Annotated in this window: 14 protein-coding genes, 1 tRNA gene and 1 riboswitch; of the genes, 10 read left to right on the plus strand and 5 right to left on the minus strand. The window is 66.7% G+C overall.

Going from position 1 to position 13,939, the window contains the following annotated elements:
* The first annotated feature begins 304 nt into the window (after nt 1-304).
* Nucleotides 305-406: riboswitch (TPP riboswitch) on the plus strand.
* A gap of 138 nt (nt 407-544) precedes the next feature.
* The 7 genes from M673_RS00700 (at nt 545) to M673_RS00730 (ending at nt 7,014) form a co-directional block, all read left to right on the plus strand.
* Nucleotides 545-1,330, plus strand: a complete 786-nt coding sequence (locus tag M673_RS00700) for an ABC transporter permease (RefSeq protein ID WP_061972828.1) — start codon at nt 545-547, stop codon at nt 1,328-1,330.
* Complete coding sequence (locus tag M673_RS00705; RefSeq protein WP_061972830.1) at nt 1,330-2,271, plus strand: ABC transporter substrate-binding protein; 942 nt, start codon at nt 1,330-1,332, stop codon at nt 2,269-2,271. The genes M673_RS00700 and M673_RS00705 overlap by 1 nt, the downstream gene beginning before the upstream one ends.
* A complete protein-coding gene (gene thiD, locus M673_RS00710; RefSeq protein ID WP_061972832.1) occupies nt 2,268-3,086 on the plus strand; it encodes a bifunctional hydroxymethylpyrimidine kinase/phosphomethylpyrimidine kinase in 819 nt (272 codons plus the stop codon). Before M673_RS00705 ends, thiD begins: the two co-directional genes overlap by 4 nt.
* A complete protein-coding gene (locus M673_RS00715) occupies nt 3,083-3,733 on the plus strand; it encodes a TenA family protein (RefSeq protein ID WP_061972834.1) in 651 nt (216 codons plus the stop codon). Before thiD ends, M673_RS00715 begins: the two co-directional genes overlap by 4 nt.
* Nucleotides 3,730-4,404, plus strand: a complete 675-nt coding sequence (gene tenA / locus M673_RS00720) for a thiaminase II (RefSeq protein WP_061972835.1) — start codon at nt 3,730-3,732, stop codon at nt 4,402-4,404. Before M673_RS00715 ends, tenA begins: the two co-directional genes overlap by 4 nt.
* Before the next feature lie 369 nt (nt 4,405-4,773).
* Nucleotides 4,774-5,307 (plus strand): MucR family transcriptional regulator, encoded by a 534-nt coding sequence (locus M673_RS00725; RefSeq protein ID WP_061972837.1) that lies wholly within the window; start codon nt 4,774-4,776, stop codon nt 5,305-5,307.
* Nucleotides 5,308-5,580: 273 nt separating this feature from the next.
* Entirely contained in the window at nt 5,581-7,014 is a 1,434-nt protein-coding gene (locus tag M673_RS00730; protein ID WP_061972839.1) for an HD-GYP domain-containing protein, read from the plus strand.
* 133 nt (nt 7,015-7,147) lie between these two features.
* Here the strand turns inward: M673_RS00730 and M673_RS00735 are convergent, their stop codons facing one another.
* The 4 genes from M673_RS00735 to M673_RS00750 all read right to left on the minus strand — a co-directional run bounded on the left by M673_RS00735 (nt 7,148) and on the right by M673_RS00750 (nt 10,636).
* Entirely contained in the window at nt 7,148-7,540 is a 393-nt protein-coding gene (locus M673_RS00735) for a septal ring lytic transglycosylase RlpA family protein (protein ID WP_061972840.1), read from the minus strand.
* Nucleotides 7,541-7,732: 192 nt separating this feature from the next.
* Nucleotides 7,733-8,626: an SDR family oxidoreductase gene (locus M673_RS00740; RefSeq protein ID WP_061972842.1), complete on the minus strand. Its 894-nt coding sequence runs from the start codon at nt 8,624-8,626 to the stop codon at nt 7,733-7,735.
* A complete protein-coding gene (queG, locus tag M673_RS00745; protein ID WP_061972843.1) occupies nt 8,626-9,837 on the minus strand; it encodes a tRNA epoxyqueuosine(34) reductase QueG in 1,212 nt (403 codons plus the stop codon). Before queG ends, M673_RS00740 begins: the two co-directional genes overlap by 1 nt.
* 106 nt (nt 9,838-9,943) lie before the next feature.
* On the minus strand, nt 9,944-10,636 hold the full coding sequence (locus tag M673_RS00750; RefSeq protein ID WP_061972845.1) for a glutathione S-transferase family protein: 693 nt from the start codon (nt 10,634-10,636) through the stop codon (nt 9,944-9,946).
* A gap of 270 nt (nt 10,637-10,906) precedes the next feature.
* Here M673_RS00750 and M673_RS00755 point away from each other — a divergent pair, with 270 nt between their 5' ends.
* Entirely contained in the window at nt 10,907-11,713 is an 807-nt protein-coding gene (locus tag M673_RS00755) for an undecaprenyl-diphosphate phosphatase (RefSeq protein WP_061972846.1), read from the plus strand.
* A 241-nt stretch (nt 11,714-11,954) separates the two neighbouring features.
* On the opposite strand, the gene M673_RS00760 is transcribed toward M673_RS00755, so the two are convergent.
* Nucleotides 11,955-12,980: a complex I NDUFA9 subunit family protein gene (locus tag M673_RS00760; RefSeq protein ID WP_061972848.1), complete on the minus strand. Its 1,026-nt coding sequence runs from the start codon at nt 12,978-12,980 to the stop codon at nt 11,955-11,957.
* A gap of 368 nt (nt 12,981-13,348) precedes the next feature.
* Here M673_RS00760 and M673_RS00765 point away from each other — a divergent pair.
* Nucleotides 13,349-13,433 (plus strand) — tRNA-Leu (locus M673_RS00765).
* A 130-nt stretch (nt 13,434-13,563) separates the two neighbouring features.
* Nucleotides 13,564-13,827 carry a DUF6538 domain-containing protein gene (locus M673_RS00770; RefSeq protein ID WP_082639097.1) on the plus strand — a complete coding sequence of 88 codons (264 nt, stop codon included), beginning with the start codon at nt 13,564-13,566 and terminating at the stop codon, nt 13,825-13,827.
* The last annotated feature ends 112 nt before the right edge of the window (nt 13,828-13,939 follow it).

The following is a 13,939-nucleotide window of genomic DNA, read 5'->3' on the forward strand; positions in this document are numbered from 1 at the left end:
ATCCCGACAGGTTTCGTTCCAAGTCCCAAGAGACTGCTTACGACCCGGTCGGGTCCGGCAGTTTGGCGACGTTCCGCCGCCGTCCAAAGGCGAGCCGTTTCACACGGGCAGAGGTTCGTCTGTCCCTATGGGCACTGGGACTGTTGCTCGTCTTCGCCGATACGTTCTCGCATCCCGAGCGTTTGGCGGCTCGCGAACGACGAGGCATCACGCGGCACCGCTCCGCCGTCGAACGGCACGCCTAGGGCCGCCCCCCCCCTTGGGCGCTTCGGTTGACAAAGCACAACGAGGCCGGCATCACTTGGCTCATTCCGAGGGGTGTGCCGCGAGGCGCTGAGATGGCGAGAGCCGAACCCTTGAACCTGATCCGGGTCATACCGGCGTAGGAACGGGAATGGGCGGCGCTCTGCCGCCCGCGCACCTTCTTCGCTTCACTCCGGATCTCTTGCGGACCCTGCTTCGGGGCTGAGGAGATCGCATGCGCCACCATCCGCCCTGCCGCCCCGACTGGCCCCGCCTCGCCCGCTGCGGGGTCTAGGTCGATATGCGCGCCCTTCGCGCCACCCTGTTCGGGCTTCTCGCGGTGCTTCTGGCCTGGGGGCTCTTCGTCGCGCTGGCGCAGCCGCCGCCTTACATGCTGCCCGGGCCGCTGCGGGTCGCCGAGGTGCTGTGGACGCGCTCCGGCTTTCTTCTGGCCAATGGCTGGCTGACGCTGATCGAGACGGTGCTCGGCCTCCTGTTCGGCTCGCTGGCCGGCGCGCTGGCGGGGCTTGGCGTGGTGCTCTGGCCGCGCTTCGGGCGCGTGGCCTGGCCGCTGCTTCTCGTGCTCCAGGCCATGCCGGTCTTCGCGCTGGCGCCCCTGCTCGTGCTTTGGCTCGGATTCGGTCTCGCCTCGAAGGTCGTGATGGCCTCGCTGGTTCTGTTCTTCCCCGTCGCCTCGGCCTTCGCGGACGGGCTGCGGCGCACCGAGCCCGAACTGCTCGACGCCACCGCGCTCACCGTGGCGAGCCACTGGCAGACGCTGCGCTTCGTTCGCATTCCGCTCGCCATGCCGGCGCTGGTCACCGGCCTTCGCGTCGCCGCCCCCCTCGCCCCGCTCGGCGCGGTGATCGGCGAATGGGTCGGCGCCTCGGGCGGGCTCGGCTTCGTGATGATCCAGGCCAATGCCCGGATGCAAACCGACCTGATGTTCGCGGCGCTGGCCATCCTCGCCGCGATGACCCTGGCGCTGCGCGCACTGGTGGACGAGTTCGCCCCCCGCCTCGCCCCTTGGGCCGCCGAGAGCGGCCCCTCCCCCTTTCCCTCTCTCCTTCGAAGAAAGTCCTCCTGATGCGTCCTTTCCTCGCGGCCGCCGCGCTGGCCGTCTCGCTCCTGGCGACGCCGGTTCTCGCAGCCGACAAGCTGACCGTCCTGCTGGAATGGTTCGTGAACCCGGACCATGCGCCGCTGGTCGTCGCCAAGGAGAAGGGCATCTTCGCCAGCCACGGGCTGGATGTGGAACTGGTGCCGCCGGCCGACCCGTCCGCCCCGCCGCGCCTTCTGGCGGCGGGCCAGGCCGATGTCGCACTCCATTACCAGCCGAGCCTGATGCTCGACCATGCGGCCGGGCTGCCGCTCGTGCGCTTCGGAACGCTGATTGAAACGCCACTCAACACGGTCGCGGTGCTGGCGAACGGGCCGATCAAGACGCTGGCCGATCTGAAGGGCAAGCGCATCGGCTATTCCGTCGCGGGCGTGGAGGAGGCGGTTCTCTCCGCCATGCTCGGCTCGGCCGGCCTCGCTTTGTCCGACGTGGAGCTGGTGAACGTCAACTTCGCGCTCACCGCCTCGCTCAGCGCCGGCAATGTGGACGCCACGATCGGCTCCTATCGCAATTTCGAGGCGACGCAGATGCGGCTCGAAAAGCACGAGGGTCGCTTCTTCTTTCCCGAGGAGAATGGCGTGCCGCCCTATGACGAGCTGATCTACGTCACGCGCCGCGATCTGGCCACCGACCCGCGCCTCCCGCGCTTCCTCGACGCGGTGGAAGAGGCGACGCTCTTCCTCACCAACCATCCCGACGAGGCGCTTCAGCTCTTCCTCAAGGCCTATCCCGATCTCGACGACACGCTGAACCGCACCGCCTTCGCCGACACGCTGCCGCGCTTCGCCAAGCGCCCCGGCGCGCTGGACACGGCCGGCATGAACCGCTTCGCCGGCTTCCTCAAGGACAAGGGGCTGATCCCCGCCGTGCCGCCGATCGCGGACTATGCGGTGGAGCTGAAGCGGTGATTCCGGTCGCGCTGACCATCGCGGGCTCGGATTCGGGGGGCGGCGCGGGCATCCAGGCCGATCTCAAGACCTTCTCCGCGCTCGGCGTCTTCGGCACCAGCGTTCTCACCGCCGTCACCGCGCAGAACACGCGCGGCGTCACCGCCGTCGAGACGCTCCCCCCCGCCATCGTCGCCGCCCAGATCGACGCCGTGCTCGGCGACTTCACGGTGGGCGGCATCAAGATCGGCATGGTGTCGAGCGAGCCGGTGATCCGCACGATCGCCGAGCGCTTGCGCGCCCATGGGCGGCGCGCCGTCGTGGACCCGGTCATGATTGCCACCTCGGGCGACAGGCTGATCGACGCGGACGCGCTGGAGGCGCTGCGCGAGGAGCTTCTGCCGCTCGCCGACGTGCTGACCCCCAACCTGCCGGAAGCCGCCCTTCTCCTCGGCACTGAGCCTGCCGCGAGCGAGGAGGCCATGCTCGAGCAGGGCGAGCGGCTTCTCGCCCTCGGCCCGCGCGCCGTTCTCATGAAGGGTGGGCATCGCGAGGGACCGGACAGCGTCGATCTTCTCGTGTCCAATTCTAGCCTGCTGCGCCTTGCCTTTCCGCGCGTCGAGACGACCAATGACCATGGCACGGGCTGCACCTTGGCGGCGGCCATCGCGGCGGGCCTTGCCAAGGGGTTGGACCTCGAAAGCGCGGTGCGCGAGGCGCGTCTTTATCTCCAGGCCGCGCTCGCGGCCGGCGCCGCCTGGCGCCTCGGCTCGGGCCGTGGTCCCGTGCATCACTTCCACGCGCTTTGGCCCAAGGCCGGACAGGACGTCTCATGAGCCCTCGCTTCACCGACCAGTTGCGCGCCGGCACCGAGCCGCATTGGAGCGAGGCGGCGGGGCACCGCTTCACCCGCGAGCTCATAGAGGGCACCGTCGCGCCAGACATCATGGCAGACTACCTCATCCAGGATCACCGCTTTCTCGACGCCTTTCTGACGTTGATCGGCGCGGCCATGGCGGCGAGCGATCGGTTCGAGGCGCGGCTGCGCCTTGCCCGCTTCGCCGGCTTAGTGGCGGGCGAAGAGAACACCTATTTCGAGCGCGCCTTCACCGCGCTCGGCGTCTCCGCCGAGCGGCGCGCCGGCGAGCCGGACACGGCAGCCACCGCCGGCTTCAAGGCGCTGATGCGCGAGGCGGCGGAGCGGCGCTCCTATGCCGCCGCACTCAGCGTTCTGACGGTGGCCGAATGGCTTTATCTCGACTGGGCCTCGCGCGCCGTCGCGCCCCTGCCCGAGAGCTTCGTCCACCGGGAATGGATCACGCTGCACGACAATCCCGGCTTTCGCGACTTCGTCGCCTTCCTGCGCGCCGAACTCGACCGGGTGGGTCCGGCCGAGGCCGCGCTGTGTCAGGATCTGTTCGGCCGCGCGGTGGCGTTGGAGCGCCGCTTCTTCGACGCCGCCTACCGGGAGACCGGTCGATGACCGGCACCGTCTTCGAACGATTGAAGGCGGCGGCGCAGGAAGACTGGGACGGCTATGTCAACCATCCCTTCGTCTGGCACATGGGCGTCGGCGCGCTGCCGGAGAGCGCCTTTCGCCGCTATCTCGTGCAGGACTACCTGTTCCTGATCCAGTTCGCTCGGGCCAACGCGCTGGCCGCCTACAAGAGCCGATCGCTGGCCGACATGCGCCGGGCGCAGACGGGCCTCTCGGCCATTCTGGATGTCGAGCTGAACCTTCATCTGCGCCTGTCGGAGCGCTGGGGCCTGTCGGCGCGGGATCTGGAACAGGCGCGCGAGGAACCCGCCACCACGGCCTACACGCGCTTCGTGCTCGACTGCGGCGCTTCGGGCGACCTGCTCGACCTTCAGACCGCGCTCGCCCCTTGCGTCATCGGCTATGGCGAGATCGGTGCGCGGCTGGCAGCTTCGCTCGGGCCGGAGCATTTGGAGAATCATCCCTATCGCGAATGGATCGGGGAATATGCGGGCGAGGCCTATCAGGGCGTCGCCGAGGCGGCGCGCCTCCATCTCGAAGACCTCGCCGCCCGCTCGATGACGGAGCGCCGCTTCGAGGAGCTGGTGGGTCTGTTCGCGACGGCCTGTCGGCTGGAGCGCGATTTCTGGCAGATGGGCCTCGGGTCCGACGCCTGACAAGGCTTATGGGTTGCAAGAGTTCTTGCAATCATAACCCTGAATGATCCGGCGTTCTGGCCGCGATCTTTGCTAGGGGAGCAAAAGGATTTGCTCCGCCTACTTCACCCGATCCGTCTTTTTCCAAGAATTTGAGTGATTCGATTTGGGGTTGATCTTTCGCCTTATGCGCGTATCGACAGGCGCGATACGCGTTTTTCGATGGGCGCGGCAGCCGATCTCGCCTCCGATGCCCTCTCCTGCGGCAAAAGGTCTAAGAAATTCTCGATGCCGGCTTGAAATACAAGAGTGATAAAGGCAAATACACGATCAGTTATTTTTCTGCCCAGCCGGCCGTGGCTATCCATCTTGTAAGGGGTCTGTCAGGACATGGAAGACAATTCGGATCAGGTGTCGTCCCAGCGTTATCTCGCGGCGCAGATCGTCAAAGCCTATGTTAGCAACAATCACGTTCCGCGCGATGATCTGCCCAGCCTGATCAGCATCGTCTTTGACGCGCTGAAATTCGACACACCCACAGAGGCAGCGCAAGCCGAGGCGGCGCCGCTAGTGCCCGCCGTGTCGATCAAGAAGTCGGTGACGCCGGATTATATTGTCTGCCTCGAAGATGGTAAGCAATTCAAATCTTTGAAGCGCCATCTCATGACACATTATGATCTGACGCCCGAGGCCTATCGCCAGAAGTGGGGCCTGCCGGCCGACTATCCGATGGTGGCCGCCAACTATGCGGCCAAGCGCTCGGAGCTGGCCAAGAGCATCGGCCTTGGCCGCAAGATCGCGGCCCCCGAAGCGGTGGTCGAGCCGACGCCCGCGCCGGAGCCCGAAGCAGCGCCCGCTGAGGAAAAGTCCGCCAAGCGCCGCGCGCCGCGCAAGAGTAAGGCCGCGGCCGACACCGACGCCTGAGCGCTTCGCTCGCCTGAGCGCTTCGCTCTCCCGATCCGACCGCATCGTCCCCCGGCAGGCTCCTGCAGGGGGACGATTTTCGTTGGGGGACAGGCGATGTGAGACGGCGCGCGCGGGGCGCCATGAGGCTGTACCCCGAGGCTCGCGCAAGCCGGAATTCCAGCGCGGCTCGCCTCGCCGTCGCCAACCCCGCGCTTTTTCGCCATTCCCCTAAACGCGCCTTAAGTGTCCGTGGCTTAAGACTGTCGGCAGCTCTGTCAGCCGCCGGTTTCCATGCGTCCAGCCTTCCCGCGCCTTGCGTCTTCCATCCGCCTGTCGGAGCTGATCGGCGCGCTCAGCCACGCGCTGGATCTCACCGAAGGCCAGCCGGCCGGCCATTGCGTGCGAGCCTCCTTCATCGGCACGCGCATCGGTGCCGCCATCGGGCTGGACGAGGCGACGCTTCAGGAGCTTCGCTACACCGTCACCCTCAAGGATCTCGGCTGCTCCTCCAACGCGGCGCGGCTCTGCCAGCTTTATCTCGCGGACGATCTCGCCTTCAAACGCGAGTTCAAGCGGCTGGACGATGGCCTGCCGCAGGTGCTGCGCTTCGTCATCGAGCAGACCGGCCTGACCGCAGGCCTTGCCGAGCGCTTCCGCGCCATCGCCCATATCTTTCGCCATGGCGGCGACATCTCGAACGAGTTGATCGAAACCCGCTGCGACCGGGGCGCGGGCATCGCCCGGCGCCTGCGCTTTTCGGAAAGCGTCGCCGGCGGCATTCATGCGCTGGACGAGCATTGGGACGGCAAGGGCCGGCCGGCGGGAAAGACCGGCGAGGCCATTCCGCTCTTCGCGCGCATCGCTCTCCTGTCCCAGGTGGCGGACGTATTTCATCGCGGCGCCGGCCGCGAGGCGGCTCTCGCCGAGATGGAGGCGCGCAGCGGTCGGTGGTTCGACCCCGCTCTCGTCGCCGCTTTTCGCGCCTGCGCCGCTCAGCCCGACTTCTGGTCGCGTCTGGAAGGCGCGGAGGCCGATCTCTTTCCCCCACATGAGGATCGCTCGGCCTTCGTGGACGAGGACTATCTCGACGACATCGCCGAGGCCTTCGCGGAGGTCGTGGATTCCAAGAGCCCCTTCACCTCGGGGCATTGCAAGCGCGTCGCCCTGTTCACGGACCTGATCTGCGAGACGCTGGGCTTTTCGGCCGACCGGCGGCGCTGGATGAAGCGCGCGGCCTTGCTGCACGATATCGGCAAGCTCGGCGTGTCCAACACGATTCTCGACAAGCCGGGACCGCTGACCGACGCGGAGTTCGCGGTGATGCGCCAGCATTCTAGCCACAGCCGCACCATCCTCTCGCAGATCTCCGCCTTCGCGGAACTGGCCGAAGTCGGCGGCGGCCATCACGAGCGGCTCGACGGCAAGGGCTATCCGCTGGGGCTAAAGGGCGAGGAGATCGGCCTGGAAACCCGCATCGTGACGGTGGCCGATATTTTCGACGCGCTGACGGCCGATCGGCCCTATCGCGCGGCCATGCCGGTCAGCCGGGCGCTGGCGATCCTGGATACCGACAGCGGAACGGCGGTGGACCCGGTCTGTGTCGAGGCGCTGAAGCTCGGCCTGGCCCGTATCGACGCCTCGCTGATCGGCGCCGGCTCGGCAGAAGAGCTGCGGCAGGACGGATCGATCGCGGCAAGCGCGCCGCCGCTGCGCATCGTCGCCTGAGGCGAAAGCCCGGCACAAGGAATCAAGAGCATCGAGTGAGGAGAACGGGCGGCAGCGGCCGCCCGATTCGGGCGCGTGCGCAAAGGCCGGAGGGTCGGCCGGGACACGCGGATAGATTAAGAATGGGAGAGTGTCAGCCGCAGGTGGCTGGGCTGGAGCCGTCGGCGGGCTCGATCTGGACCTGCGTATGGCCGGCAGAAACGAAGCCGAGCTTGGCGGCGGCGCCCTTCGACAGGTCGATGAGACGGCCCTTGATGAAGGGACCGCGATCGTTGATGCGCACCACGACCGAGCGGTTGTTGCGCAGGTTCGTGACCTTCACCTTGGAGCCGAGCGGCAGCGTCTTGTGGGCCGCCGTCATGGCCGATGGGTTCATTCTCTCGCCCGATGCGGTGCGCGAGGTCAGCGCGTACCAGGAGGCGCCCCCGCAGCTGGATTTGCCGGCGGCCATGGCCGCCTGCGGGGTGGCGAGAAGAGACAACGTGGCCAAGGTGGAAGCTGCCACGACGAGCGTTCTTGCGTTCAAATGTCCGGACCCGATCCGTTTCCTACGCGCGCGGGCCGAGCCTTTTGAATTCCTTACGAAATCCCCTCGTGGCCCCCGCCGTTCGACCGGACCCGAGTGCGGGTCGGAAAAGGCGAAAAAGGGACCGTTCCATCACGAAAAATAAATTACTGACATATTAATGAAATAATCGGTGAACGAATCCCTTTTGACTCAAGGCTTCAGCACCGCCAAGCCTTCACGAAACGTCGGGAAAAAAAATTCGTACCCGAGCGATTTCAGGCGCGCATTTCCCACTCTTTTGTTCTCTCCATAGAAAGATCGTGCCATCGGCGTCAGATCCGCCGAATCGAAATCCACCTCCGGCGGCAGGTCGAAGCCGCCGATCGCGGCTGCATGGGTCACCACATCCTGCGGCGGGGCGGGCTCGTCATCGGTGACGTTGACGATGGCGTTCTCGCGGCGCGCCGCCAGCAGCCGCAGCGCGCCCGCGATGTCCTCGACATGGATGCGGTTGAAGACCTGACCGGGCTTCACCAGGCGGCGCGCCTTGCCGGCCTTTAGGTTCTCGAACGTGTTGCGCCCCGGCCCGTAGATGCCGGACAGACGCAGGATGGACAGCGGCACGCGGCGCCGCCGCGCCAAAAGAAGCCAGTCCGCCTCCGCCTCGACCCGCTCGCGCGAGCGCTTGGAGATGGGGCGCAGCGGCGTGGTCTCGTCCACCCAGGCGCCGCCATGGTCGCCGTAGACGCCAACCGTGGAGAGATAGCCGATCCACTGGAGGTCGGGCATGCCGGAGCCGATCAGCTCGCCATATTGGCGCAGCACCGGATCGCCCTCTTCGCCGGGCGCGATCGAGACGAGAAGATGCGTGGTCTCGGCCAGCGCCGCCTCGATCCCCTCGCCCGGCCCCGTCCCGTCAAACAGGAAGGGTTGCAGCCCCCGCGCCGCGAACCCCTTGGCCTTGTCCAGCGAGCGCGTGGTGACGCCCATCACCTCCTCCACCGGCAGGCCCGACACGAAATGGCCCGCGCTGTAGCCGCAGCCGAAGGTGAAGAGCCGCGTGTCGGGTGGGCCGAGCGGGCGGGGCGAGGCGGCAGGGTTCATCAGGCATGGCTCCGTTGCGGGAAGGTCGGACCGGGCGCGGAAGGCGGAATTTCCAGCGCATCGAGGGCGGCGTCCCATTCCTCACGCACCATCTGGTCCTCCTCCCCCGCCAGCGCGCTTGGTCGAAGGTCCAGACAACGAAGGGGATCGAGCTTCGCCAGCGCCCAGACCGCCATGGCGCGCACGATCGGGGCGGGGTCGGCGAGGTGGCGCTCGACGCTCGGTAGAAGCGCGGGCAAGCCGCTATTGCCGGCGGCGATCAGGCAATTCGACACGAACTTGTCGCGCCCGACGCGCTTCACCGGCGAGCCCGAGAACAGCGCGCGAAAGCTGGCATCGTCGAGTTCGAGCAGATCGGCGAGCGCCGGCGCTTTGAGGTCTTCGCGCGCGCGCAGCTTGGCCTCCGCCGCGCTTTGAGCGAACTTGTTCCAAGGGCAGACGGCGAGGCAGTCGTCGCAGCCATAGATGCGATTGCCCATGGGCGCGCGAAACGCGCGCGGAATGGGATGGCGCGTCTCGATGGTGAGATAGGAGATGCAGCGCCGCGCATCGAGCCGGTAGGGCTCGGGGAAAGCCTGTGTCGGGCAGGCGTCCTGGCAGGCGCGGCAGGAGCCGCAGAGATCGCGTCCCGGTCGGTCGGGCAGGAGCGGGATCGTGGTGGCGATCGAGCCGAGGAAGAGCCACGAGCCGAAGGCGCGCGAGACGAGATTGGTGTGCTTGCCCTGCCAGCCGAGCCCCGCCGCTTCGCCCAGCGGCTTTTCCATCAGCGGCGCGGTGTCCACGAAGACCTTGGCGTCATGCAGACGCCCATCGGGGCGCGAGCCGGCCCGCGCCACGAGCCGCCCGGCCAGTTCCTTCAGCTTGCCCTTGATGACGTCGTGATAGTCGCGGTGCCGGGCATAGACCGAGATCGCGCCCCGGTCGGGTCGATCGAGGAGGGCCAGCGGGTCCTCGTCCGGCCCGTAGTTCAGGCCGAGCACGATCACCGCCCGCGCCTCGGGCCAGAGCGCCTCGACGGAGCGGCGGCGCTCGGCGGTTTCGGGCAGCCAGCCCATCGTGCCGTGGAACCCGTCCGCGATGAAGGCGTCGAGCCGCGCGCCGCTCAGACCCTGCTCCGCCGCCGGCGCCACGCCCAGCGCGGAAAAGCCCAGGCGACAGGCGTCGTCGTCCAGGAATTGCCTCAGGGCGGAAGGGGAAAGCGGATCGGCCATGAGGCGGGATATAGGCCATCGCGCGCCGGATGGGCAGCGGGGCGGCGTTCGTCCCCTTCGCGAAGGATCGCCGAGCGCTCTAGCTAAAGCCCGGTTTCGAGCTCGCCTAAAAATCGAGTTCGGGATAATGCGCCGCCGGCGGCAGGCCGCGCACGCGCTCGGCTAGGAAGGGCCGGAAGGCGGGGCGCGATTTCATGCGCATGTACCAGTCCTTGGCGGCCGGCTCCTCCTCCCAGGCGACCTCGCCGAGATAGTCGAGGATCGAGACGGCCGAGGCCGCCGCGAGATCGGCATAGGAGAGCTTGGGGCCGGACAGCCAGTTCCGGCTTTCGGCGAGCCAGCCGATATAGCGCATGTGGTTCTTGAGATTGGCGCGCGCGGCGCGGATCGCCGAGGCGTCAGGCGAGCCGCCGCCCTCGTTGGCGCGCATCTCCAGCTTGAAGACGCGCTCGCGCACGAGATAGCGCGTGACTTCCGAATCCATCTTGCCGAGGAACCACTCGGTCAGGCGGCGAATCTCGGCGCGCTCGGCCGGTTTTTCGGCCAAAAGCCGGCGCTCGCGCTGGAAGGCACCGCGCGTCTCGTCGAGATATTCGGCCGCCACCATGCCGCCGACGATGGGCGTCACGCCGTCCTCGACCAGCACGGGCACGGTCGCGGCGGGGTTCAGCGCGAGGAATTCGGGCCGGCGCTCCCAGGGGCGCTCGTCCATCAGCTCCGCGCGTTCGCCGTACTCGCCGAGAATCAGCCGCACGAAACGGGAGGCGGCGGACATGGGATGATGATGGAGGGTCAACATGAACGGCGACGAACTCGATGCTTCCGGGCGGATCGGACCAGACGGACGAACGGCACAGCCGCAGAGCGGCAACCCTACGACCGAAAACCTTGGCGGATCGTGAAGACGATTGCGATCCGCAGCTTGGCGAGCACATAATCGAATCGTTCGAATGCGCAAGACGGGCAAGCGGCGTCATACCGCGGAAAGCTTCGTCGCCCATAAGATGACCCGCCCCGCCCGACCCGCTCGGGCAGCCGCCACCCGGGCCTGCGCCCAACAGGACGATGCATGGACAGTATCCATATTTTCGAAGCCTTGATCCTCGGCTTGATCGAAGGCTTGACCGAATTCATCCCCGTGTCCTCGACCGGCCATCTCATTCTCGCCAGCGAACTGATGGGCTTCAAGTCCACCGCCAACACGTTCGAGGTTCTGATCCAGCTCGGCGCGGTGCTCGCCGTCCTGTCCGTTTATTTCGGCAAGCTCTGGCATCTGGCGGTGACGCTGCCCTCCTCGCCCCGCTCCCGCCATTTCGTGCTCGGCATCCTCGTCGCCTTCCTGCCGGCGGCGGTGATCGGCGCCTTCGCCCACGGCTTCATCAAGGGCGTCCTGTTCGAAACGCCGATGGTGATCTGCGTGGCGCTGCTGGTCGGCGGCGTCCTGCTCCTCGTCATTGACCGCATCCCGCGCCAGCCGCGCTACACCGACATCGAATCCTATCCGCTCTCGCTCTGCCTGAAGATCGGCTTCTTCCAGTGCCTCGCCATGATCCCCGGCACCTCGCGCTCGGGCTCCACCATCGCGGGCGCGCTGCTGCTCGGCACGGACAAGCGCTCGGCGGCCGAGTTCTCCTTCTTCCTCGCCATGCCCACCATGGCCGGCGCCTTCGCCTTCGACCTCCTGAAGAACTATCAGTATCTCAATGCCGACGACGCGGTGACGATCACGATCGGCTTCGTCATGGCCTTTCTCTCCGGCCTTGTCGTCGTACGCTCGCTCCTGTCCTTCGTCTCGCGCTACGGCTTCGCCCCCTTCGCTTGGTGGCGCATCGTGGTCGGCGCCATCGGCATCGGCGTCCTCCTGGCCCTGCGCTGAGCCGGCGCCGCCCGGCCGGAGGCAGCCAACTCGTTCTGCGACCAACAAAAAAGGACGGCTCACGCCGTCCTTTTTTCATGAGGTGGCGCATCGTGGTCGGCGCCATCGGCATCGGCGTCCTCCTGGCCCTGCGCTGAGCGGGCCCAGCGAAAAGGGTGGCCAAGCAGCCCTCTGCACCCAACAAAAAGGACGGCTCACGCCGTCCTTTTTTCATGCCTGCGACTTCGACCTGAGCGTCGGCTCAGGGCTTGGCGATGCCCCGGTCGCCGGGGAGCGAGGTGTCCTCGGCCGGGCGGTCGTCATGCGGCTGCGGCTTGGAGAACTGTCCCTGCGGACGAAAGCGCACGAGATAGGTCGGCAGCACGGCGTCGAGCGTGCGGGGGCTGATGCCGAAGGCCTCGAAGGTGCGCCCCTCGCGCTTCGCCGCGTCCGACACGACATTGTCGTGCTGGAGTTGCTCCACCTGATCGGGCGTCAGCGGCGCGCCGGGCAGCTTGCCCACGAGTTTGGCGAGCGAAGCCGCACGGCTGAACGAGATGTCGACGAAGCGGCGACGGCGCTCCACGATGCGCAGCATCTCTTCCATCATCTCGCGGAAGGTCAGAACGTTCGGGCCGCCGAGCTCATAGACGCGCCCGCCCGCGACCTTGCCTTCCACCGCATCGGCCACGGCCGTCGCCACGTCGTTGACGAAGACGGGCTGGAAGCGAGTCTTGCCGCCGCCGATCAGCGGCAGAACCGGCGACAGGCGCGCCATGTTGGCGAAGCGGTTGAAGAACTGGTCCTCCATGCCGAAGACGATGGAGGGGCGCAGCACCACCGCATCCGGCCGCGCGGCGAAGACCCGCGCCTCGCCTTCCGCCTTGGTGCGGGCATATTCGGACGGGGACTGAGCGTCGGCGCCGATAGCCGATAGCTGCACCATGCCGATGCCGCGCTTGGCGGCGCCTTCCGCGATCAGCCCGGCGCCTTCGGCCTGGAGATGGGTGAAGGTCTGCTTGCCGGCCTCGGCCAGGATGCCGACGAGGTTCACCACATGGTCGGCGTCCTCCATCGCCCGGTCGATCGACCAGGGATAGCGCAGATTGGCCTGCACGGCCTGGATCTGGCCGAGCGTGCCGGCGATCTGGAGGTGGTAGGCGAGGTCGGGCCGGCGGCAGGCGACTCGGATGCGATGGCCGCGCTTGGCGAGCGCATGGACGACGTATCGGCCGAGGAAGCCCGATCCCCCGAACACCGTGATCTGCTTCTTCGTATCGACTGCCATGACCTCATCGCCTCGTTTCAGGAGAGCCGGCGCTTCACGTCCGGCACCCCGCCATGTGTTGCGCTCTGCTTTAGCGGCAATGCGTGAATCGGAAAAGAAGCCGCATCGCAAAAGCCCTTTTGTCGCCCGCACGCACCGCGATTCGAGGGACTTTCCCTCCCGTGAATCGACTCCCATCCATCTCCGAACGACCAAGCCGCCGCTCTTACTCTTCTCTTAGAGAGGCCATTAAGTCATCAATCTCAATGACTTAATGGAATCCGAGGAGATGATTGGCCAAGCCCCTCTCCACTTTCTCACCCCCATTTCACAAACCTGTCGCGAACGCGATTGACACGGCCGCCGCCGCCTTCTATTGAACCGCTCGTGCCCAGGTGGCGGAATTGGTAGACGCGCACGGTTCAGGTCCGTGTGCCGCGAGGCGTGAAGGTTCGAGTCCTTTCCTGGGCACCAATTCCCCTGATTATTCAGGGAAGCCAAATAGTTAAGCCGAAACATCGACTTAGGGTCGCCCGAGTGATACGATCGGGTGATACATATGGCCCTTCGAATGGCTCAACCGTGGTCACATCCTAAGACAGGTATGTTCTGGTTTCGGCGGGCTGTCCCTGTCGATCTTCGCGACGCCATCGGCAAGCGCGAAGAGTTGGTTTCGCTCGGCACCAAGGACCCGAAGATCGCGCGCGTGAAGTACGCGCCGGTGCTGGCAGAGGTCGAGGCGCGTTGGGCGAACCTGCGTAGCGGGCAGCGCACGCTGACGGAGCGAGAAGCTCACGAGATCGCACGCACCGCGCACGACACACGGCTCGAATGGCATCAGGACGAGCCCAGCGAGCAATTCGCCTAGACGCCCCGTTTGTACCGGCACCTTTGGCTTCAGTCGCCTCCGGTGAAGACATGGCCCGAAGGCTCCGTGCCGGCCGATAACCTGCTCGTGACCGCGATGCGCAAGTTCTGCT

The organism is Aureimonas sp. AU20, assembly GCF_001442755.1.
Lineage (GTDB): Bacteria > Pseudomonadota > Alphaproteobacteria > Rhizobiales > Rhizobiaceae > Aureimonas.